The organism is Ensifer sp. LC163, from assembly GCF_001695855.1.
GTDB lineage: Bacteria > Pseudomonadota > Alphaproteobacteria > Rhizobiales > Rhizobiaceae > Ensifer.
On the sequence record NZ_MBSS01000056.1, the window covers coordinates 185,367 to 205,792 of the forward strand.

Annotated in this window: 16 protein-coding genes; 3 read left to right on the plus strand and 13 right to left on the minus strand. The window is 60.7% G+C overall.

The window, feature by feature from the left end; genetic code table 11:
* Nucleotides 1-9 precede the first annotated feature (9 nt).
* The 3 genes from BC360_RS27180 to BC360_RS27190 form a co-directional block, all read right to left on the minus strand.
* Complete coding sequence (locus BC360_RS27180; RefSeq protein ID WP_065797528.1) at nucleotides 10-1,623, minus strand: GumC family protein; 1,614 nt, start codon at nucleotides 1,621-1,623, stop codon at nucleotides 10-12.
* A 127-nt stretch (nucleotides 1,624-1,750) separates the two neighbouring features.
* A complete protein-coding gene (locus BC360_RS27185) occupies nucleotides 1,751-2,896 on the minus strand; it encodes a hypothetical protein (RefSeq protein WP_065797529.1) in 1,146 nt (381 codons plus the stop codon).
* Nucleotides 2,886-4,208, minus strand: coding sequence for a lipopolysaccharide biosynthesis protein (locus BC360_RS27190; protein WP_065797530.1), 1,323 nt, complete (start codon nucleotides 4,206-4,208; stop codon nucleotides 2,886-2,888). Before BC360_RS27190 ends, BC360_RS27185 begins: the two co-directional genes overlap by 11 nt.
* Nucleotides 4,209-4,487: 279 nt before the next feature.
* Between BC360_RS27190 and BC360_RS27195 the strand changes: the two genes are divergently transcribed.
* Together BC360_RS27195 and BC360_RS27200 are read left to right on the plus strand one after the other, a co-directional pair.
* Nucleotides 4,488-5,159 (plus strand): N5-glutamine methyltransferase family protein, encoded by a 672-nt coding sequence (locus tag BC360_RS27195; RefSeq protein WP_139110227.1) that lies wholly within the window; start codon nucleotides 4,488-4,490, stop codon nucleotides 5,157-5,159.
* The gene (locus BC360_RS27200) at nucleotides 5,156-6,271 is read left to right on the plus strand and encodes a hypothetical protein (protein WP_065797531.1); all 1,116 of its coding nucleotides are present in this window, start codon (nucleotides 5,156-5,158) and stop codon (nucleotides 6,269-6,271) included. Before BC360_RS27195 ends, BC360_RS27200 begins: the two co-directional genes overlap by 4 nt.
* Nucleotides 6,272-6,308: 37 nt before the next feature.
* On the opposite strand, the gene nadE is transcribed toward BC360_RS27200, so the two are convergent.
* The 7 genes from nadE to BC360_RS27240 form a co-directional block, all read right to left on the minus strand.
* Nucleotides 6,309-7,316 (minus strand): NAD(+) synthase, encoded by a 1,008-nt coding sequence (gene nadE / locus BC360_RS27205; protein WP_065797532.1) that lies wholly within the window; start codon nucleotides 7,314-7,316, stop codon nucleotides 6,309-6,311.
* The gene (locus tag BC360_RS27210) at nucleotides 7,313-8,860 is read right to left on the minus strand and encodes a class I adenylate-forming enzyme family protein (RefSeq protein WP_065784253.1); all 1,548 of its coding nucleotides are present in this window, start codon (nucleotides 8,858-8,860) and stop codon (nucleotides 7,313-7,315) included. The genes nadE and BC360_RS27210 overlap by 4 nt, the downstream gene beginning before the upstream one ends.
* Nucleotides 8,861-8,885: 25 nt before the next feature.
* Nucleotides 8,886-9,152 carry an acyl carrier protein gene (locus BC360_RS27215; RefSeq protein WP_065784252.1) on the minus strand — a complete coding sequence of 89 codons (267 nt, stop codon included), beginning with the start codon at nucleotides 9,150-9,152 and terminating at the stop codon, nucleotides 8,886-8,888.
* Nucleotides 9,153-9,174: 22 nt separating this feature from the next.
* Complete coding sequence (gene asnB / locus BC360_RS27220) at nucleotides 9,175-11,112, minus strand: asparagine synthase (glutamine-hydrolyzing) (RefSeq protein ID WP_065797533.1); 1,938 nt, start codon at nucleotides 11,110-11,112, stop codon at nucleotides 9,175-9,177.
* Nucleotides 11,113-11,674: 562 nt separating this feature from the next.
* Nucleotides 11,675-12,436, minus strand: coding sequence for an FkbM family methyltransferase (locus BC360_RS27230; RefSeq protein ID WP_065797535.1), 762 nt, complete (start codon nucleotides 12,434-12,436; stop codon nucleotides 11,675-11,677).
* Between the two features lie 99 nt (nucleotides 12,437-12,535).
* Complete coding sequence (locus BC360_RS27235) at nucleotides 12,536-13,000, minus strand: cyclic nucleotide-binding domain-containing protein (protein WP_065784248.1); 465 nt, start codon at nucleotides 12,998-13,000, stop codon at nucleotides 12,536-12,538.
* Nucleotides 13,001-13,092: 92 nt separating this feature from the next.
* Nucleotides 13,093-15,795, minus strand: a complete 2,703-nt coding sequence (locus BC360_RS27240) for an ABC transporter transmembrane domain-containing protein (protein ID WP_065784247.1) — start codon at nucleotides 15,793-15,795, stop codon at nucleotides 13,093-13,095.
* A gap of 306 nt (nucleotides 15,796-16,101) precedes the next feature.
* Between BC360_RS27240 and BC360_RS27245 the strand changes: the two genes are divergently transcribed.
* Nucleotides 16,102-16,776 carry a hypothetical protein gene (locus BC360_RS27245; RefSeq protein WP_065797587.1) on the plus strand — a complete coding sequence of 225 codons (675 nt, stop codon included), beginning with the start codon at nucleotides 16,102-16,104 and terminating at the stop codon, nucleotides 16,774-16,776.
* On the opposite strand, the gene BC360_RS27250 is transcribed toward BC360_RS27245, so the two are convergent.
* From BC360_RS27250 to BC360_RS27260, 3 genes are read right to left on the minus strand one after another with little or no spacing between them, the layout of a single operon-like run.
* Entirely contained in the window at nucleotides 16,754-17,932 is a 1,179-nt protein-coding gene (locus tag BC360_RS27250) for a glycosyltransferase family protein (protein ID WP_065797536.1), read from the minus strand. The two genes, BC360_RS27245 and BC360_RS27250, sit on opposite strands and share 23 nt — an antisense overlap.
* Nucleotides 17,917-19,161, minus strand: a complete 1,245-nt coding sequence (locus BC360_RS27255) for a glycosyltransferase family 4 protein (protein WP_065797537.1) — start codon at nucleotides 19,159-19,161, stop codon at nucleotides 17,917-17,919. The genes BC360_RS27250 and BC360_RS27255 overlap by 16 nt, the downstream gene beginning before the upstream one ends.
* 4 nt (nucleotides 19,162-19,165) lie before the next feature.
* Entirely contained in the window at nucleotides 19,166-20,383 is a 1,218-nt protein-coding gene (locus BC360_RS27260; protein ID WP_065784244.1) for a glycosyltransferase family protein, read from the minus strand.
* Between the last annotated feature and the right edge of the window lie 43 nt (nucleotides 20,384-20,426).

Sequence of the window (20,426 nt, forward strand, 5' to 3'; positions counted from 1 at the left end):
GCGCTCCCGTCAGGCGGTCGCCGGCTGCGGGCGGCGAACATATCTCCACAGGCCGAGGGCGATCGCGGCCGACACGCCGAGAAAAAGGCCGAGCATACCGCCGGCAATCAACAGGATCACCGTGCGTGGCGGCCAAGTGCGTGCGTTGGGCGGCAAGGCGCGCGAGATCACGCGCACATTGGTCGTATCGATCTGCTGGCGCTCGGTAATCTGCTGGGCGCGTGCGAGATGCGTTTCGTAAATCGCCGCCTTGGCGCGTGCGTCGCGCTCGAGATCACGCAGCTGAACCTGGGCCTCGTTGTCAGTGAAGACGTTTGATTTCTCGGTATTTGCCTTGCCGCGCAAAGCCTCGAGCGCCTGCTCCTCGCGATCCATGTCCGCCTTGGCGCGCTCCAGAATGCGTCGAGCCTCGTCGGCAAGCGCTCCCTCAAGGGTCGTACGCTCGGATCTGGCGGCCACCAGGCGGGGATGCCGCTCGCCGAAAGTCCGCTGCATCGAAGCGATCTGCTGCTGGAGCATGTTGTACTGCTCGCGCAGGTTCGTCATGTTTTCGGACTCGAACTCCGACGCGCTGGCCGTTCTCCCTTGAGCGATTGCCGCACTCATCTGGCTGTAGCGCGTCTCCGCCTGGATGAAGCGCTGCTGTGCGCCCAGAACCTGAGTGTTCAGTTCGCCGGAAAGCTGATTGCTCACCAGTTGACCATTGGTCGATTGCAGGCCATTGACCCTGCGGAAATCTTCCACCGCCCGTTCGGCATCGGTCACGTTGCGGCGCAATTCGTCCAGCCGAGCATTCAGGTTCTTGGCGACACGCCCGGCACTTTCTGCCGCCGACTGAAACAGTTCCTGCTCGAAGGCATCGACGATTGCATTCGAGAGCGTCACGGCCTTTGCCGGCTCCTCGCTCCAAACCTTCATGACGACGACGAAGGAGCGTTCCTCCCGTCGTGCCTCCACGCGCTCCGAAAGCGCGCGCATGGCTGCAAGCTCGTTGTTGACCTGCTGTTCCTGCTTCGAAGAGAACAGATTGCGCAGTGAAGCGAACGACGCCGGCTTGACGAACTCGGGATCGCGCGTGAGCTGCAATTCGTCGATCACCCGCGCCAGCACATTGCGTGACGTCAGGATCCTGAGCTTGCTCTCCACCTCCAACAGTTGCGCATCACGCTGCGGATTGGTTGTAAAAACATCGTCGCTGACCACATTGAGATTGGACGGGTCGACGACGATATCGGTGTACACGGTGTATCGAGGTGAGGCGGTCATCGCATAGACCAGGGCCGCAAATGTGCAGATCGTGACTGCGCCGATTATCCAGAACATGCCGTCGCGCAGCCAGCGAAGAACGTCGTCTACTCCGATCTTGCTGACGAGGTGCAGCCGGGGGAAGAACGCACCACCGACATGCGGCGTCGGCTCCGTCTCTGCTTGCACCTGGGGAACCGGCTGCGGACGCCGGACATCCGGATCTCTTCGCGACGCTTGCTTTTCCTCAAAAGGAGCGGGCGCGTCCTCGTCTTCAGACGGCAGAAAATTGAGCAGCGAGCCACGGCCGACCATCGCACGCTGACTGTGCGCTGGCTCAGCCGACCTTTGTTGTCGGGGCTCGTTCGGCCTATACATCCGCATTCCTCACGCCCGCTTCAAGACGCAACAATCGCCGGCTCGCGCGTCTCGTATCTCCAAAGAAGGATTAGAGTTGTACGGTGAAAATTCCGTTAATCGGCCAGGTAGCCGTTTACCTCAACGCTCAGAAGTCCGTCAGCAACCGGCTCCAGCTTTCGGATGCCAGGCCGCCGATATAGAGGTCGTTGCGCAATGCCGCTTCCTTGAGATCACCATGGCGCGTCACCATGCAGAAATATCCGCGGTGGCGGAACGTCAGCCAACGCTGGCGCGATATCGCGTTCATCAGAAAGGGTTGCGCAGCGCCGACAGCCTGGGCGTAACCTTCGCGGTCGAGGCAGGCAAACATTTCGGCCGTCACTTCAAATTCCCGACCGGGTTGGCAAAGCACATTCAGGACCGTCGCAGTCCTGTTTGTCTTGCCAAGAAAGACGAAAACGCCAATCGCTGTTCCATCCGCCGTCACCTGGCGGAAATGCACGTCACCGAGGCTTTGGTTCTTCGCCGCGATCCCGACAAGCCAATCGAACTCTTCGGTCGACCAAACGGGCCTTACCGAAAACCGCTCCATCATTGGTCGGGCACACCCGATAAATTCGCCCGCCCCAATCACCGTCGTGGTGCATCCTGAAGCCGGGGCGGGCTTCACAGATGGTCTTCGCCGGCGCAGAACCCTATCGACTGCGCCAAGGACCCCGAGGAGCATCCTCGAACCCAATGCCGGAAACTGCCTGCTGGCACGAATGGCGCCGCTGGTAACTGGTCGAAACGATCGCTGCCACTCCAGGCTTTGTATCGGAAGCACGACCCCGCCTCCGGCAACCCAATGGTCCGCACTCACCGGCGACGAATTATCCGAGAAGCACATGTCCTGGCGCGCGGCGCGCATCGCACGAGCGAGACATGCCGCACCAACGGCGCCCGCCTTGCCGTCGGACATGAATGCGCAGAGAAGCTTGCCGACGGTACGGCGACCGTGGATCGAGAATTCCATCGGCAGCGCCAGAATAGCGCTCGCGATGGTGCCGTCGCCGTCATCATAGACGATACTGCCATGCTCGGGAGAGTAGAGCGGACTGCCGAAGAAGGTCGCGTCAAGATACTGCCGGAGATCATCGCCCGGCTCGATGTCGCGCTTGCGGAAAATCTTGCTGAAGAGTCGGCTGACCGCAGGGATATCGCCCCGCTCCATGGGTCTCACGCTGCCCGGATGCGGCATGCGACGCCCAATGGCTGCGGCAGTTTCCAGTTCCCTCAGCTCAGCCTTCATGTGCCATCCTCGTCGGGACTACGTCCTCAATCGCTCCCTCTCTGTCGCGCCGGACGAAGCGCAGGAAGACACTCCAGGAAACGATGACCATCGCGATCTCGATCACATAGAAGGAGATGAACGTGCCCGCAGGCGGCGCATACCAGGTCGCCCACGCCGTCAAGGCTGCGCCGAGCACGCTGCCAAGCCCCATCACCGAGGCGCGTGCCGGGTGATGCCCGGATGCGCCAAGCGCCTCCATGGCAACCGACCACATGGCGATGGGTACGACGACCCAGCAGAGAATCCGGACGAAGGAAACCAGCGAGACATAGTCCTTGCCGAAGAGATAGGGGAGCACCGGCGCAAGCGCGAAGACCGCGATCGCCGCCGCGATGCTGATCGATGTGGCAGCAACGAGCACCTTGCGCACCCGCTCGAAGGCGTGGTGCAAGCCGGAGGCCGTCGCCTTGGCCGAACCTGGGTAGATCAACCGGTTCAGCGCCTCGACCGAGAGATAGCTGCTTTCCAGCATGCGCCGTGCGACGCTGTAGCTCGACATCACTTCCGCTGTGGCGACAAGGCTCAGGACGAGCAAGTCGGCATTCTGGCGCACCGCGCGCAGAATGAAGGGCACGCTGAAATAGAGCCCCTGCGGCAGCTCTTCCCGAACGATGCCATAGGTTGGCCGGCCAAGGCCCTTGACAGCATACCAGCAGCCGATGGCCACAAGCACATGGCACACGAACTGCCAGACGGCCCAGGAGGCGACGGTCGCCACGCCGAAGACGATGCAGGCGAGCGCAGCCGCGATGGTGCGGGCAATCGCGAAACCGACGACAACCTTGTTGGCGGATGCAAAATTGGAGTGAGCGAGAAAGATCTGCTCCGCCAAAACAATAATCCGCACAAAGACGACGTTGGTGGTCAGCATCAGCGTGATCACGACGATGTTGGTGACCGGATCGGCGGAAAGCGTGAAGAAGAACGGAAGCGTGATCGCACCAAGCAGAACCAGAACGATGCCGCTGGTGGCCGTCAGTATGATGTTGTGCCCGAGCATGCGGGAATACATGCTCCGGTCGCGCGCCACGCGGCGCACGAGGCACTCCATCGCCCCCAATCCGCAGAGATGCACGGCAATGTTGGCAACGGCGGTAATTGCCACGAAGACGCTGAACTCATGGACGCCGAGCCAGCGTGCGAGGATCGCGAAAGTCAGAAGCTGGGCTGCAGATCCGATGATGAGGCTGCCGCCCGAAGCAGCATAGGACACGATCATCGACAGGAACGGCTTGTGCGCGCGCGGTTCTCTGAGACCTTCCGATGCCATCCCGATCTGCCTCCGACAACAATCCGACGAAATGCGCGTCTTCTGCCGGAAGGGCTGGATCAGCGCCCCCGTTTCCGATCGTCGCAAAAGTTAGCACGCAGAAATGATTGCGCGGTTAACACACGCGCCTCAATTGCATTTTAGCTTCCGTTTACCTGATTGGGGTAGCGTAACCCCCGCAGCGATCCATCGACCGATGAAGGAGAGGCCGTGCCGCAGAACAATACCCCTCTTCCGGACGACCAGCCCGACAGCATTGTGCTGCGCCTGCATCGGTTCATGGACGTCAACCTCGAACTGGCGCCTGATGTCTTGGTGCCAAGAGAGGAAACAGAGCTGCTTGGACGCACTGCTTCCAGAATACTGCACGACCGGCCAGCCGGTGCAACTGTCATCGACATGTGCTGTGGCTCCGGAAACCTCGCGCTTGGGATCGCGACCGATGTTGCGTCCGCCCGGGTCTTCGCGGCGGACTTGACCGACAGCACCGTTGCCCTTGCCCGACGCAATGTCGCACGCTTGAAGGTCGCCGACCGCGTTACCATACGGCAAGGCGATCTGTTTGATGCCCTGGCCGACGACCATCTCGAGGGCGCGGTTGATATGATCGTCTGCAACCCGCCCTATATCTCCACATCCCGGCTCGAAGGTGACAGCGCCCACCTGCTCGAGGCCGAGCCGCGCGAAGCGTTCGATGGCGGCCCCTACGGCATCTCCATCCATCAGCGTCTCATCCGAGATGCCGTGGCGCTGCTGAAGCCCGGCGGCTGGCTGCTCTTCGAGTTCGGCGCCGGCCAGGACCGACAGGCATCCGCTCTTCTCGCTCGCACCAGGGCCTACGAACCTGTCGCGTTCGCCACCGATGCGGACGGCAAACCACGCGTCGCCATCGTCAGGAAACTTGTCACTCAAGCATCCGTTGCGGCGGATGCCGGGAACGAAGAAAGATGAGTAGCATCCGCCCCCTTGAACCCGCAGACATTCCAGCGATCGCTGGAATGTTCCAGAGGGTCTTCTGCAAAGATCAGACGGAGCCGCCAGCTGCGCTCGTAGACTATATGCGCCAGCTCTATCTGGACGCACCTGGCTGCGATCGCGAGATTCGGCCCCTCGTCCACGTCAACGGCGACGGCCGCATCTCCGGTTTCGTTGGCGTGAACGCGCTGCCGATGACGTTTAACGGTCGTCGGTTGCGAGCCGCCATATGCGGCTCTCTTATGGCCGAGGATCGTGAAAGCGATCCGATGGCGGGTGCACGGTTGCTGAAGGCCTTCCTCGCGGGTCCACAGGATCTGTCGTTCAGCGAGACCGCAAGCGAAGTATCGACGCAGATGTGGACGAAACTTCGCGGTATCGTACTGCCGCAATACAGTCTCGATTGGGTGCGTGTCATCCGGCCATCGACATTCACGCTCAGCGTCGCCGAGCACCGGATCAAGCTCGCGCGGCTGATCAATCCGCTCGCGCATGCGTTTGATCGTTTCTATCGCAACAGGATGGGTCGCGGGGAGCGGCGCTGGTCGGCCGTCCCCGAAAGCGGAACCGGCCAGGCAAATTTTCGCGTTGGGGAAATCGACAGAAGCGGTTTCGCCGATCTTGTCGGTCCGCTCACTGCCCAGTTCCCTTTGCGCCCGGATTGGGCGGAAGGGCAGCTCGACAACATCCTCGCAGACGCTGTGCAAAAACCTGATCAGGGTGACGCAATCTTCGCATCCGTTACCGCACGCACCGGAACCGTCGTCGGCGCCTTTGCCTATCACGCTCGCTCCGGCGATATCGGCCGCGTGCTGCAGATCCTCGCCCTTCCCGGACAGGCCGGCCCCGTCATCGATTGTTTGATCGACCACGCAGCCGCGCGCGGTGTCGCGGGTCTGCGCGGGCGGACGCAGCCAGCTCTCCTTGAGGCCATGCTCGGTCGCCGCATCGCCTTTGTGCACATGGCGTCAACCGTGGTCCACTCGCGCGACGACGAACTCGTTCAGGCGTTCCGCCATTCGCAAGGGTTCATAAACGGGTTGGCCGGCGAACATTGGAGCCGACTTATGGGCGGCCGCTTCGACTGACCGATGCGGCCGGACTGGCCATCGCGCCCTATGCCCATCAGTCAGCAATCTCCTCAACGGTCTGGACGAGCTGCGGTCCGAGATGAAGGTAGCGCGTCGCCTTGCGTTTGGCGGAAATGTCCGCCCAGACGCGATCGACCTGCGTGGTCGTCAGGCCCGCAGCCTGCGCAACCGCCTCGATCGCCAGTCCGTTGTTGAGGCCATAAAGGCAGAGATCCATGCGGTCGTAGGGCAGCGAGAAATAGAACTCTTCCTGCGTCTGCTCCAGCGAATAGGTATCCGTCGTCGGTGGACGGCGGCGGATTTCCTCGGGAATGCCGAGATAGGCCGCCAGCGCGTATACCTGCGATTTGTAGAGATGCGCGATCGGCTTGACGTCGGCGGCACCATCGCCGTTCTTCACGAAGAAGCCCTGGTCGTATTCAAGCCGGTTGGGTGTGCCGAGCACCGCGAAATTCAGCCGGTCGGCGTGATAATATTCGATCTGCTTGCGCGTCCGCTGCTTCATGTTGGTGGCGGCAACGATGCCGAGATAGACGGCAGGCGGCATGCGCAGCTTCGTCTGCTTGCCCTGTGGATCCTGAACCACCAATGACGAGATGTTGTAGCCCTCGCCTTCGAGCGCGTTGGCGATCACGATCTTCGATGCCCAGCCCTCGCCGTAGGCAGGAACAAGCTGGCGGATGAAGGCGTCGCGACGCTCGTAGCAGCCCATTGCCTGCAATGTCGGCCCGATATCCTCGACCACGGCATCGACGCCAAAGGTTTCAGCCACCAGACGGCCGAGCCTCAGGCTTTCCGGGTCACTGTCGTTTTCGGGCATGAAGAGACAAAAGACGTTCTTCGCGCCCACAGCTCGCACAGCCAGGGCAACCGACACGCTGGAATCGATGCCGCCGGAAAGACCTAGCACGAGGCCGCGCTTCTTCATTCCACGCAGCTGCTCACGCAGCCCTGCCACGATGCTGCGGGTTTCAGCCGCATGGTCGATATCAAGCGTTTCGGCCGAAAACGCAGCCGCTTCATGGGTCGGGCGAATGTTCATTCTGCAGGCTCCATTGTCTCGGCCGCAAGCCTGCGGCTAACCTTACCCGTGTCCGTCTTCGGCAACTCGGTGCGAAATTCGACAACCTTCGGGACCATGAAGTCCTCCAGATGGCGCGAGCAATGACGGATGATGTCCTTGTCGCTGAGCGTGTGGTCCGAGCGCACAACAAGTGCGGCGATCGCGTGGCCGAGAACCGGGTCGGGCACACCAACCACGACGGCTTCCGCAATGCCTGGATGGGAATGCAGGACCGTCTCGACTTCCTTCGGCGCAACCTTCTCGCCGCGGGTCTTGATGATGTCGTCCTTGCGCCCGACGAAATAGAGGAAGCCCTCCGCGTCGGTCTGAAACAGATCGCCGGTGTAAAGCACTTTTTCCCACGGATGCGGTCCCGGCCGAAGCATGCGTTGTGTGGATGCATCGTTACGCCAATAGCCCTGCATGACATGGGGGCCGCGGATGACGAGTTCGCCTGGCACGCCGGGCGGCACGCGCTTGCCTTCATCATCCACCACAAAAGCCTCGGTGTTCGGGATGGCGATGCCGACCGAACCCGGGCGACGGTCGAGTTCCTCAGGCGGCAGGTAGGTGCAGCGCTTGCATTCGGTCAGCCCGTACATGGAATAGAGCCGGGCGCCGGAAAAGAGCTCCCTCAGCCGGGCGATATGTGCTGGCGGCAGCGCTGCGGCGGTGTTGGAGAGGTAGCGAAGGCTCGGAAGGAAGCCCGGCTCGAGATCACGCATCTGCAGGATCATCGCTGCCATCGTCGGAACGAGCGGAAATCCGGTGACGCCCTCCTCGCGAATGCGCTCGAAGATCGCATGCGGAAACGCGAAGGACTTTTCGAGCACCAGCGTCGCTCCGAGCCTTATGGCCATAAGCAGCTGATAGAGGCCGTAATCGAAGGCGAGCGGCAGGACATTGAGGATGACGTCGTCGTGCTGGTTACGCAGATAGGTCGTGATCGATTCGGAGGCCGCATCGATGTTGCGATGTGTCATCATCACGCCCTTCGGGCGTCCGGTGGAACCGGAGGTATAGATCAGCATGGCGAGATCGAGATCGATACCACCGTGGACAACCGGCTCCGCATCGCCTTCCAGGCATGCGTCGAATGCGGTGGCGCCCGCGGGCACCTGGCCGTTCGGCGCCGCTGTCGAAGCAACGAACAGGTCCGCATCGGCAGCAAGCGCGCGGGCTTCGGTCACGACCGGCATCAGTTTTGCCTGCGTGAGGATGGCGGCCGCCTCGCAATCACCGATGATGTAGGCCAGCTTGTCCGCCTTGGTCGAAGAATTGATCGGGCTGAAAGTCGCGCCTGCCTTGAGTACGGCAAAGATCGATACCGCGGCCTCCCAGCAATTATCCATGAACACCAGCACGCGATCATTGCGCTTGACGCCGCTCCTGGAAAGCGAGGCGGCCAGGCGGCTCGAAAGCCGATCGAGTTCGTCATACCGCAGCCGCTTGCGGTCGGTGATCAATGCCGTTTTCGCCGCATACGCCGCGGCGTTGCCGATAAGGAATTGCTCGAACCGCATCTGCTTGGACCTCGCCCGTTGTCGTTTACGCCGTTACCGTCGCGCCGGCTTTGGCCTCGATGAAAGCCGAGATGCGGGCGAGCGAATCCAGGTTCGCCGGCACGATGTCTGCGTCCGCCATGGCGATGCCGTAGTGATCCTCGATGAAGGCGACCAACTCCAGCACGCCGGTGGAGTCGATGATATCGTTCTCGATCAGCGATGCCGTGTCGGCAAGATCGTAGGATGTGTCGCCGAACAGGAAGTTCTCGATGACAAAGGCCCTGACCTTGTCCTTGATCGTTTCCGTCATGTGTTTTCCTTTCCTCAGTCGTTCAGGCCGCCTCGGCCGTATGGATGCTCGTACCGGTGAATGTCTTCAACCATAGCTGCGTCGACAGAATCCCGACGAACGCCGCATTGTCGCGGAAGCCGGAAACCGGCTGGGACTGGCACTTTTCGTAGAGTTTCGCGACGGCCCTCGGGTTGAAGAGGCCATCCGTGGAAATGCGGTCTTCGTTCATCGCCTCGCGGACGTAATCGAGTTCGCCGACACCGGTGAACGAAAGGCTGTCGGGTGCGCGATAGGGTTGCTTGGTGCGCTTGCCGATCGCCTCCGGCATCAGGTCCTTGGTCGCTTCGCGCAGGATGTGCTTTTCCACCAGACCCTTGAGCTTCATCTCCGGCGGCAGTCCGGCAGCAAACTCGACCAGTCGGTGATCGAGGAACGGGAAACGCCCTTCAATGCCATGCGCCATCGCCATGCGATCGCCCTGGCTCGAAAGAATATAGCCTGGCAGAAGGAATCGACCCTCGAGATACTGAGCCTGGTGTAAAGCGTGCCAGCGGGCGAAATCCTGAGGCAGACGGCTTGCTAGTTCCTCTGCCGCATCGTAGCCGGCAAGGCTGGCGCGCAGATCGGGCGAGAAGAATATCTTCGTCGCCGCCGTGCTCTTGAAGCGTGGACGATGGGAGAACAGCGGATCGTCGAGCGGCGCGTCGCCGGCCCCGAAAAAGGCGGCAAGGTATTCCGCCGACTGCTGCTGCAGGCCCGGCAGGTAGGGATAGAGCTTGCGGAACAGATGCGGGCGAATGCGCGAGCCGGGTTGCCGCCCGCAGAACCGACGTACACGCGCCTCCTTGAAAATATCGTAGCCGGCAAAGACCTCGTCAGCCCCCTCGCCGGTCAGCACCACCTTGAGGCCTTGTTCGCGTACCAGGCCCGAGAGCTGATAGAGCGGCGCCGGCGCCGTCCTGATGATCGGCCTTTCAGCAAAGCGCACGACCTCCGGGAAGACCCTGGCGATATCGCCGGCACGGCAGGCGACTGCGCTGTGCTGCGTGCCGAGGGCCGCAGCCATCTGCATCTGGTAGGCGCTTTCGTCGTGCTCGGCGCTGTCGAAGGTGACCGAGAACGTGCGCAACCCTTGCGGTGCCATGCCCGCTGCGAGCGCCGCGACAATGGAGGAATCAAGACCTCCCGACAGGTAGGAGCCGACCGGAACGTCGGCCCGCATGCGGATTCGCGTCGCATCGCTCAGAAGCGCCCGCAATTCTTCAGCGGCATCACCTTCGTTGACGAAGCGTGAAGTCGCCTCGCGGTCCGGATAGTCGAGACGCCAATAGGGCCTGATCGTCTGGCGGCCCCGCTCGGCGATCATAAAGCTCGCCGGCTCCAACTCATAGATATCGCGAAAGCCGGTTCGCGGCGCGATCGGGGCCCAGAGCGTGAAAATCTGGTCGAGCGCGACCGGATCGATCTCTGCCGCGATTCCGGGAACCTGGAGCAGTGCCTTGATTTCGGATGCGAAATAGAGTGTTTCGCCTTGGGTCGCATAGAACAACGGACGCACGCCCATGCGGTCACGGGCGAGCATCATCCGGTTGCGGCGGGCGTCCCGGATCGCAAAGGAGAAATCACCGTTGAGGACGGACAGGCAATCCTCTCCCATCTCGTCATAGAGGTGAAGGATGACTTCGGTGTCGCTCGAGGTTCGGAAATGCCGCCCCTTGGCGCGCAGTTCTTCGCGCAGTTCGACATAATTGAAGATCTCGCCGTTGAAGACGATGGTCAGGTCGCCCGTCGCATCGGACATTGGCTGCTGGCCGTCGCCGAGCCCGACGATCGACAGCCGGACGTGACCGAGGCCACCTTCCGGCGCCACGAATGTCCCGCGCTCGTCCGGGCCGCGGTGGGCGATCGCGGTCACCATCCTCTTGAGAAGGGCTTCTGCTTCCCGGACCGAACCGAAATAGCCGCCAAAACCACACATGTTCAGAACTTTCACACGGGCCAATCACAACCGAAACATAATCCGCATGAAGAACTCATGGGTTAACCGCCGGCATTTTGTGGTTGTATGGTAAATTCTCTGGAAGGAGTGACGATATGTCATCCGGCGCAACGAGAAATAACTTCATTCTTGCGGAACGTTTCTTTTTGTTACAATTTTAAACATTAGATAGAAAATAAGAACCGGCCAGAAAATACAGATCACAATGCCGGCGACACGATAGGCATTCCAAGACGCGTGCGCCTGCAAGCCCTCCAAATAGGTCATCGCCAATAGGAAAAGCGCAGCCATACAATAGGTTACGCCGACAAAATACATCCAGGACATCTGACCGCTTTCATGGCACAGCAGAAAAACCAAGGAATAAAATAGAAACCTGAAACCTTATACCACCAGAAGTAACATTCTTAAACCAAGAATTAACCAAGCTCCAGACATGGTTAATGGGCGGATCGGCGCGACTTTCCTGCTCCGGTAAGGCATACATCGCCGACACTCGTGCTTGAAAAAGCCGGAGACTGTTGCTCTTTGGCGGGTGATGTTACCGCTCGCGGGCCTTCGCAACAAAGAGCAGATCGAAACCGCGGAATTCGCGCCGAACGATGGATTTCTTTAGCGCACTCCATATCGCCGCCGGATTATCGAGGCGAAAGCCACGGAAGCTGCGCACGAGCCCGAAGGTCGCAACGAGGGTACGAAATGCCCTGACGACTGCCGGCCCACTCAGCGACGCAAATAGGATCTGTGGATGAACGGCGAGCAAAACACCCGTCGTCCGCGTGCGGTCGATACCCCGGAACTGGGTCAGGGCACGGTATTCATAGCCCTCGATATCGATCTTGAAGCACAGCTTGTCGGTTCGCGCCATCGACTGCAGCTCGGCAATCGTGATCGTTTTCGCCTTGATCGCCTGCCCCGTGTCGTCGGCGATCAGCGCCGAGGTTTCTGAACTGCCAAATCCGCCGCCGACTGAATTCAGCACCAGGACCTCATCCTCGGAAAGTGCCGCATTGATCAGTGCGACGTCCCCCTCATTCTGCGGCTCCATTTCCTTGAGGATGCCGAAGCAAACAGGATCGGGCTCGACGGTAATGACATTGTCGGCAATCTGTGCCGCCCAATAGGGTGTGACGCCTATCCAACCACCGATATCGACAAAGGTCGTGTTGCCGTCGACCAGCCGCTCGATGTTCTGAAATGTGCACGGCTCCCACTCGCCGCTTTGAAGCCGCGCAAAGAAGCGCTTCTTCTCAGGCTTGTCGGGGAAATGGACGGTCTTGCAGAAATAGGTGATCGCACGCATGGCGCTTCTCTAGCCCATATCCCGGCGAAGCGGAATCGTTTTTGCGAAGGTCTTTCATGCGGCCAGGACATGCCATCGACAGACGCCGCCGGCTTGATTTCACGCTTCCATGCGTTCGTTTCGGCTGCGTGCTTCCGTAAGTTCGGCCGTCGTCTGGCTGAGACGGTCGGCGAGCACGCGCATGATTTCCACGGCCATTTCGGGGAAGTCGGCCAGGAGCTTCAGGAAATCGTCCTTGCGGATGCGCAGGGCTTCCAGCGGTGTCGTCGTGCGCACAGTTGCCGTGCGCGGGGTGTTACAGAGAATAGCGATTTCGCCGACGATCGAATTCTGCTCGACCTCTGCCAGTTTCAGTGGACCGCTTGCGGTGGTCACCAGCACCTCGGCCTTGCCGGAGAGAATGACATAGGCGGCGTCACCGATATCACCCTGATAGAAAAGCGCCTCCCCGGCACTGTACATGACCCGGTCGGAAGTGAAGGCAAGGAGTTTCAATTTTGCAGGCGGCAATCCTGAAAACAGGGTTATCCGGCGCAGCATTTCGACTTCATCCTTGAGCAACATCACAATCCGTTTCTCCGAGTATCCGGTCGGGGACAAGCCATCTCCCGCATTGCGGCAGGACCCTATGCTCGTGCCCTGACATTAATATTACATCAAGATGCCATTTCCTTATAGTCGGGTCCTTCGTTAGCCCCCACTTCCGTATTGTCGTCGCGAAGCAGATGGCCATTCTCGAAAACTGCGACACGGTCGAACAGCTCCATCACGGCCGGATTGGCGACCACCCAGACGATGGCAGGATTGCGCCCATCCTCCCGCAATAGCGCAAAGACGTTGCGGATCACCTGTTCCTGGACACGTTGATCGAGCGCCAGCAGCGGCTGGTTGAAGATGTAGAAGTCGCAGATGCGGATGAGCGCCCGCGCCAGATCCAGCTTCTGACGCTGGCCTGCGGTCAGGCGCTTGCCGCCAGCGCCGACATTGAAATCGAAGCCGAAGGCAAGCACTTCGTTGTAGAGGCCGACAGCCTCGAAAAGATCCCGCACAATGGCCCTGATCTTTTCCGATCCATCCGCATGCTTGTGGCCGATGCGCCCGAACAGCACATTGTCGATGATACTGCCGGAGGCGATGTAACGGTTCGGGCGATAGTGCTCGATCATACCGGCGAGGTCCGCCGGCAGACCTTCGTCGAACTCGCGCCGTGCCGCGACGATCTTTGCCATCAGCTCGTCAGTCAGGAGACCGAAACGGTGGCGAGGTTCGATATACCCGAAACATAGCCGGATGATCTTGACCTGATCATCCTCGGCAACATCGGCGCGTGGGCGGCCGCGAACCTTTTGCAGCAACGCCTCATAGACGGGGATTTCCTCGGCTGTCATGAACGTCAGTTGCTGGAAGAACGGGTGATCCGGCGGCAGGTCGCGGAACAGTTCCACGACGTTCTCGGCGATTTCCAGACCCATTTCATAGAAGACGTCGCGCAAGCCGACCCGCTGGAGCACGGTCTTGAAGAACGGATGTCCCTCAAGCGCGCCGTCCCACATCACCTGATCGGTGATCGTGCCGAAGAGCAGATTTTCGCCGATCGTTGCTTCGATGTTGTACGAGCCGGGCTCGAAGAACACCACGAGGTCGCTGAGCTTCTCCTCTTCGAGGCGCTGGCGAAGCGCGCTGCGCATTTCGACGATACCCGCGGCAAAAGCCGCATTGCGGTTCGGGTCGATGGTGGAGCGCACTGCAAGCGCCAGCACGTCGTTGGTCAGAAGGACGGCATCGAGGACCGGTCTGATCTTGAGCAGAAGATCTTCCGGTCCAGTTGCGCCGGCCGCCTGATAATCGACCCAATCGCTGTTGACGTCGAAGGATGGATTGCCTGCAAGCTTGGCTTCGACCAGCTCCCACTTGCGATGGGCCGCGCGCTCACCTTCATACCGGACTTCAGTCAATGGCGCGTGCTTCAAGCCGTAGAGCAGGTTGTCGCCAAGGCTACCCTGAAACACATAGACGTCCGAGGAGGCATAAGAAATCCGCCGGCCGGTGACCGATTCCGGCATCTCCAGAATATCCTGACCGCCAATGACAACCCGACCGGCCGCCGGCCAGATCAGACGGGCGAAGGCCTCTGCCAACACTTCTCCGCCGCCTTTGAGCGCGACCGCCTCGCCTGGCTGCACCTGCAGCGAAACGTGGTCGAGAAGCGTGACGCCACCATCGTCGGTCACCGTGAGGTTGACGGCCGCGAGCGCACCGCTCAGCGGTTCGGGACTTGTCGCCGCGACGGCGTGAACCTTGGGATCGAGCAGCGGATCGACGCTGAACTGCTCGACCACCTGGGCATACTTGACCTGCACGTCCTGGCGCGCCTGGTCCCAATCGATGAGTTCCTTCAGCGGTCCGGGCAGGTCCTTGTAGGCGCCGATAACGGCGACGAGCTGGCCGATATCGAGGCGGCCCTGGAGGGCAAAATAGCCGCCGATCGAATAGAACAGGAAAGGCGTAACCTGGGCGAGGAAGTTGTTGATGAACTTGACCAGAAACTTCCACTGATAGAGGTCGTAGCGGATCTTGAAGATCCGTGCGAGCCGCGATGCGATATCGGCACGCTCGAAATTGGAGGTGTCATAACCACGGATCGTGCCGATGCCGTCGACGATCTCGCTCACCCGGCCGGACAATTCGCGCGCCGTCAGCTGGCGTTCACGCCCAAGCACCAGCAGCCGCTTGCGCATGCGCGGGATGATCACGGCCTGCACGGCGACGATGACGGAGGCGATCAGCCCCAGCCAGAAGCTCTGCAACAGGATGAAGATCAAGGCTGTCAGCGCTTGACCGCCCAGCAGCGCCGGCGACACGAAGGCGTCGCCCGTGAAGCCGCCGAGCGGCTCCACTTCGTCCTTGATCATCGTCGAGATCTCGGCCGGTTTCACCCGCTTGAAATGCGTCGGTGGGAACCGCAGGACCCGGTCGACAAGCTCGAAACGGATCCGCCGCAAGAGACGCTCGCCGAGCCGTCCTTTGAAGGTGTTGATGTAGAATTTGAAGAGGCCGTTCACGACCACAAGCAGCAGGAATACGAGGCTCAGAGCCAGCAACATCCCCTCGCGGCCGAGCTGGAAGCCATCGAAGAGATTGATCGTCCCAAGATAAGGCAAGTCAAAGGAGATCGCCAGGAACGCCTGCGTCGCTTCCGGGCTGGCGAAGCCGTCGCCCTGAATCGGTCCGTTGACGATCTGCTTGGGCAGGTCGAAGGACAGGAAATAGGGCACCATCGAAAACGCCACGACCACCAAGATCCAGAGCTGATCCTTGCGCGTATGGGTCCAAATATAGCGGGAGAGGCGTGATTCCATGTTTCTGGCAACGGGACCTTATTGAACACTGCTATGTGTGCGGCGAGGGCTTTCACGATACCCAGCCACGAAATGCGTGCTTGTGATACTTTCCGACTGAACCGCCAGGGGCGTCCGGTCGCGAGGCGTTTCGGCAAAATCTGATCCGGCTTCGAATCCGGTTCACTAGATTATGCAGGAGCGCGAGAAAACCGCAATGGACGCCGCCTTTGAGATTGGCGATCGTGTCTCCTCGCAACGGATGGCGCAGGGAAGGAGACGGGCGTGCTTATTGCGCTCGATCGTATGCCAGCTTACAACGACCGAATGAAACACACCAGCCACCACCCTACTCCTGCGAGCGACTGGTACGAAAACGCTTTCGACCTGACGCGCGGAATTGCCGCCTACACCAGAAGCCCTCTGATCGACGGCATCGCCAAGGTGATCGCCAGGCATCCGGACGCCGATATTGCCAACGCGTTCAACCACAAGCAGGTGGCGTGCAAGCTTTGGGCTCGCGACACGCTGCTGGAAGCCGCGGGCAAATCCTATGAGCGGATCGTCATTCTCGGCGGCTGGTACGGAATTCTTTCCGCCATGCTGCTCGAGGACCGCCGCTTCGATATCGCAATGGCTGAGAGCTATGACATCGACCCTTCGGTCGAGGCTGTCGCGCGCACGCTTAACGCAACCTTTGCCGATCGATTCCAAGCCGTCACGGCGGATATGTACGCGATCGACTATGGTAGTCTTGGCGCCGACCTTATCGTCAACACGAGCTGCGAACATATTGCCGATCTGCGCTCGTGGCTCGATCTGATCCCGCGAGGTACACGCGTCCTGCTGCAATCCAACGATTACTTCAGCGAACCGACCCACATCAACTGTGTGGCGTCCGTCGACGCATTCGCCAACCAGGCAAAGCTCACGACACTCGATTTCGCCGGCGCTCTGCCGACGAAAAAATATACAAGATTCATGCTGATCGGGACGGTTTGACAAGCACTTTCGAGAGCCGCTCGCGCAGGATTGCAGCCGTGTGAGTGGCGCCCTCGAGGTCGAGCGGCGGCATCGCCGGCTTCGCACGTGCCAGCAGCGTTTCAACATCGCGCGCCAATCGGGCCGGCGTTACGTCGTTCTCCGGCAAGACGCCGGCAAGCCCGAGCTTTGCCAGTCGCACTGCCCGCGTCGATTGTTCAGTTTCCCCACCAGCCGTGAACGGGATCAGCAGCGATGCACACCCGGCGCGAATGATGTCGCAGACCGTATTGTAGCCAGCCTGCGAGACGGAAAGCCGCGCACCGGAAAGCAGGCTGGCGAAATCCTGCCGAAACCGGAACAGCTTCACATTGCCCGGCGCCGCGGCTTCGAGCGCATCATAGTCGACCTGCGGCAGGTTCGGCCCGGTAATCAGGCACCATTGCAGCTCCGGCGGCAGAAGCCTCGCAGCCTCTAGCCCGGCGCCGATCAGCTCCTTTCCGACCGCACCGCCACCTGCCGAGACCAGCACATCGAAGCGCTCCAACGGCGCCATCGGCGGACCGCCGGCAACGAGGCCGGTATAGGCGACCTTGTCGGCGATCTCCTGCGCGTAAGGAAAGGTCTCTTCGAGCCGTGCAAAGGCGGGATCCCCATGCACGAGCACGAGGTCGAAATGCGCCTGCACCAGATCCAGCATTTCCTCGGCGCGACCCGGCTTCGTTCGCTCCTGCAGGATATCGCGAAGGGATGTCGCCACCAGTGGGCGTGGGCTCGACGTCTCGATGAGATCGAGCAGCGGCATCAGTTCGAAGCGCATCTGGCGCCGCCCGAACGGAAACGCTTCGAAGATGACCACATCCGGGTCGCACGTGCGAAACGCATCAAGCAGCATATCTCGCCGGCGGTCCTTGAAGTCGTCGTCCACCGGGTTTCCGGTTTCGTCAGCCAGGCCCGAAAACCCCCTGTCGCCGGCAACGACCGGCGGCAGGGCCACGTGCTTCAATCCGGAAGCTGGAAAGCCGGGAACGGGTGTACCGCCGGTGACCACCGTGACGTCGAAACCATCGGCCGCCAGCGCGCTGGCAATGCGGCTTGCCCGTGCCAGGTGGCCGATCCCCAGCAGATGTTGGACATAGAAGAAGACCCGCCGCTGCCGCGTCATGCCGTCTTCCATTCGTTTGCAAACAGGGCCGTCAGCTGGTCAATGCTGGAATGATGGTCGAAATGTGCCCTCACCCGTTGTTCGGCCGCAGCGCCCAAACGGCGACGGCACTGCGGATCGCGGATCAGCTCCTCCAAGGCGAGCGCCAGCGCCTTTGCGTCCTCCGACGGGACGACACGGCCGTTTTCTCCATCGACCAGCAGCTCAGGAACGCCCGAGATTGCCGTCGAGACGCAAGCGAGCTGCTGGCTCGACGCCTCGACCAACACGTTCGGCAGTCCATCACGGTCGCCGTCTGCCGTCACCCGGCAGGCAAGCGCAAAGATATCGCTGGTTCGATAGTGGCCGAGCACATCGGTCTGATCGAGCGCACCCTTCCAGGCAATTCTGTCCGAGATGCCGAGCTCGTCGCCGAGAACCTTGAGCTTTGCCGTCAATTCTCCAGCGCCGATATGCTCAAAACGCCAGTGAAGGTCCTGAGGCAAGAGGGCAAGCGCCTTGAGGAGGACGTCGTAGCCCTTCTTGCCCACCGCCCGGCCGACACTGACGATGCGAACGGGGTCTTGTGGATTGGAACCATCGCGGCTCGAATGCTCGCCATCGAAATGCGGGAAACGTTCAAGGTCGAGACCGTGATAGCTCAGATGCACCCTTGCCTTTTGCGATGTCAGGCTCTGCAGATGCTCATATCCGGTTCGGGTGCAGGTCACCGTCCAGCGCGCGCGACCGAGCTTTTCGGAAAGCTCCCAGTCCGGCGATGTCCAGATATCCTTGGCATGTGCAGAACATGTCCAGGGCGTGCCGGCGATGAGGCTGGCGTAAGCCGTGACCGAAGCGGGCGTGTGGATGAAGTGGGCGTGCAGCCAGCCCGGATCACCCGGCCATTCCGACGCCAGCACCAGCGCCTGCCCGAAACGGCGGAAGCGATTGCGGGTCAGGTCCCGGCCGAGATCCTTCGAAAATTGCCCAAGCGCCCTCCAAAAACCGGGCTTCGGCAGCGAGCGCACAAGGCCCTTGAGGACACGCAACGGCTCCTCATGCAGGTATTCCGGCAGGTAGTGCACGTCGGCACGTATCTCGTCATGCACCGGATGGCGCTTGCCGTCGGTTGGACGCCTCAGCGCGATCAGCACCAGCTCATGCCCGGCTTTCTCAAGTCCTAGCAGTTCCTGCGCAATGAAGGTTTCCGAAAGGCGCGGATACCCCTTCAGAACGACGGCAATCTTGCGGTCCGTTGGCAATGCTTCAGCTCGATTTCTTGACGATGCTCAGATATTCACTCGATTGCTCGCCGAGCCACCCGCCGACGATTTCCGAGATATGCACGAGCCCCTCGAGCCGCAGGCCGTTGGCAGAGCTTTTCGAGGGCGGCGCGCGTTGCGGCAAAGCCTTCAACGCGGCGGCGAAACGCAAGGGATCCTCGGCCTCGTCGGGCAGCAACATGTCGATGAGGCCAAGTTCGGCGGCGCGGCGTGCGCGGATCAGCTGCTCCTCGCGCGGCTGGATGCGCGGCACGATCAGCGCCGGCTTGTCGAAAGACAGGATCTCGCAATAGGTGTTGTAGCCCCCCATAGCCACCACGCCCTTGGCTCCAGCGATCAGCTCTTCCATGCGGTTATCGAACTCGATGATCTTGATGTAAGGGATCTTGCTTCCCTTCCTGATCAGCTTTTCGCGCTTCTTGACCGGCATATAGGGGCCAAGCACGACCAGCGCCCTATGCGTCAGCTCCGGATCCTGCTGGTAGGCATGGATGAAATCGTGGATCAGGTCGGCACCATCGCCGCCGCCGCCGGTGGTGACGAGAATATAGTCGCCTTCCGGCTTGTGACCGGGCAACTCTTCTCGCGGCACGCTCCTCTGCAGGAAGCCGACGAAGTTCATGCGCTCGCGGACGGCAGGCGGCACTTCGAGTTCCGTCAGCGGGTCGTAGAAGTCCGGTGGACCATAAACCCAGATCGTATCGTAATACTGCTCGATCTTGCGCATGGTGTCGCGGCGTTTCCATTCCACCTCAAGCAGATGCGGCGCATCCATCACTTCGCGCAGACCCAGAACGAGCGTCGTTCCATGGGCCTTGAGGTAGGTGAGCGTCTCCTCGACCTCGCCCCGTAGCCCCATCGGCTCCTTGTCGACGATGAAGATGTCCGGTTTGAAGGTTTCCGCCGTGTGCCGGATGATCGACTGGCGCATCTTCAACGTCTCATCCAACTCGATATGGCGATCGAGAGACGTGTAGTTGCCGTTGTGCAGCTTGATGACGCTCGGAATCTTCACGAAGTCGACACGTGCGCGATAATCGAAGGCGCCGGCAATCGTCGCGCCCGAAATGATCAGGATGTTCAAACCGCGATAATCTTCCACCAGCGAATGCGCAATCGTGCGGCATCGGCGCAGATGGCCAAGCCCGAAAGTGTCGTGGCTGTACATGAGTATTCGGGCATCTTCTAAGCGCCGCGTCATGCCAGAAACCTTTCGCTCAGGAAAAAACGAACCAAAACTCGCG

What these genes read in the sequence shown, in the direction of transcription:
- BC360_RS27180 (WP_065797528.1), bottom strand. Translation starts at nt 1,623, where the DNA reads ATGTATAGGCCGAACGAGCCCCGACAACAAAGGTCGGCTGAGCCAGCG.
- BC360_RS27185 (WP_065797529.1), bottom strand. Translation starts at nt 2,896, where the DNA reads ATGAAGGCTGAGCTGAGGGAACTGGAAACTGCCGCAGCCATTGGGCGT.
- BC360_RS27190 (WP_065797530.1), bottom strand. Translation starts at nt 4,208, where the DNA reads ATGGCATCGGAAGGTCTCAGAGAACCGCGCGCGCACAAGCCGTTCCTG.
- BC360_RS27195 (WP_139110227.1), top strand. Translation starts at nt 4,488, where the DNA reads ATGGACGTCAACCTCGAACTGGCGCCTGATGTCTTGGTGCCAAGAGAG.
- BC360_RS27200 (WP_065797531.1), top strand. Translation starts at nt 5,156, where the DNA reads ATGAGTAGCATCCGCCCCCTTGAACCCGCAGACATTCCAGCGATCGCT.
- nadE (WP_065797532.1), bottom strand. Translation starts at nt 7,316, where the DNA reads ATGAACATTCGCCCGACCCATGAAGCGGCTGCGTTTTCGGCCGAAACG.
- BC360_RS27210 (WP_065784253.1), bottom strand. Translation starts at nt 8,860, where the DNA reads ATGCGGTTCGAGCAATTCCTTATCGGCAACGCCGCGGCGTATGCGGCG.
- BC360_RS27215 (WP_065784252.1), bottom strand. Translation starts at nt 9,152, where the DNA reads ATGACGGAAACGATCAAGGACAAGGTCAGGGCCTTTGTCATCGAGAAC.
- asnB (WP_065797533.1), bottom strand. Translation starts at nt 11,112, where the DNA reads ATGTGTGGTTTTGGCGGCTATTTCGGTTCGGTCCGGGAAGCAGAAGCC.
- BC360_RS27230 (WP_065797535.1), bottom strand. Translation starts at nt 12,436, where the DNA reads ATGCGTGCGATCACCTATTTCTGCAAGACCGTCCATTTCCCCGACAAG.
- BC360_RS27235 (WP_065784248.1), bottom strand. Translation starts at nt 13,000, where the DNA reads ATGTTGCTCAAGGATGAAGTCGAAATGCTGCGCCGGATAACCCTGTTT.
- BC360_RS27240 (WP_065784247.1), bottom strand. Translation starts at nt 15,795, where the DNA reads ATGGAATCACGCCTCTCCCGCTATATTTGGACCCATACGCGCAAGGAT.
- BC360_RS27245 (WP_065797587.1), top strand. Translation starts at nt 16,102, where the DNA reads ATGAAACACACCAGCCACCACCCTACTCCTGCGAGCGACTGGTACGAA.
- BC360_RS27250 (WP_065797536.1), bottom strand. Translation starts at nt 17,932, where the DNA reads ATGGAAGACGGCATGACGCGGCAGCGGCGGGTCTTCTTCTATGTCCAA.
- BC360_RS27260 (WP_065784244.1), bottom strand. Translation starts at nt 20,383, where the DNA reads ATGACGCGGCGCTTAGAAGATGCCCGAATACTCATGTACAGCCACGAC.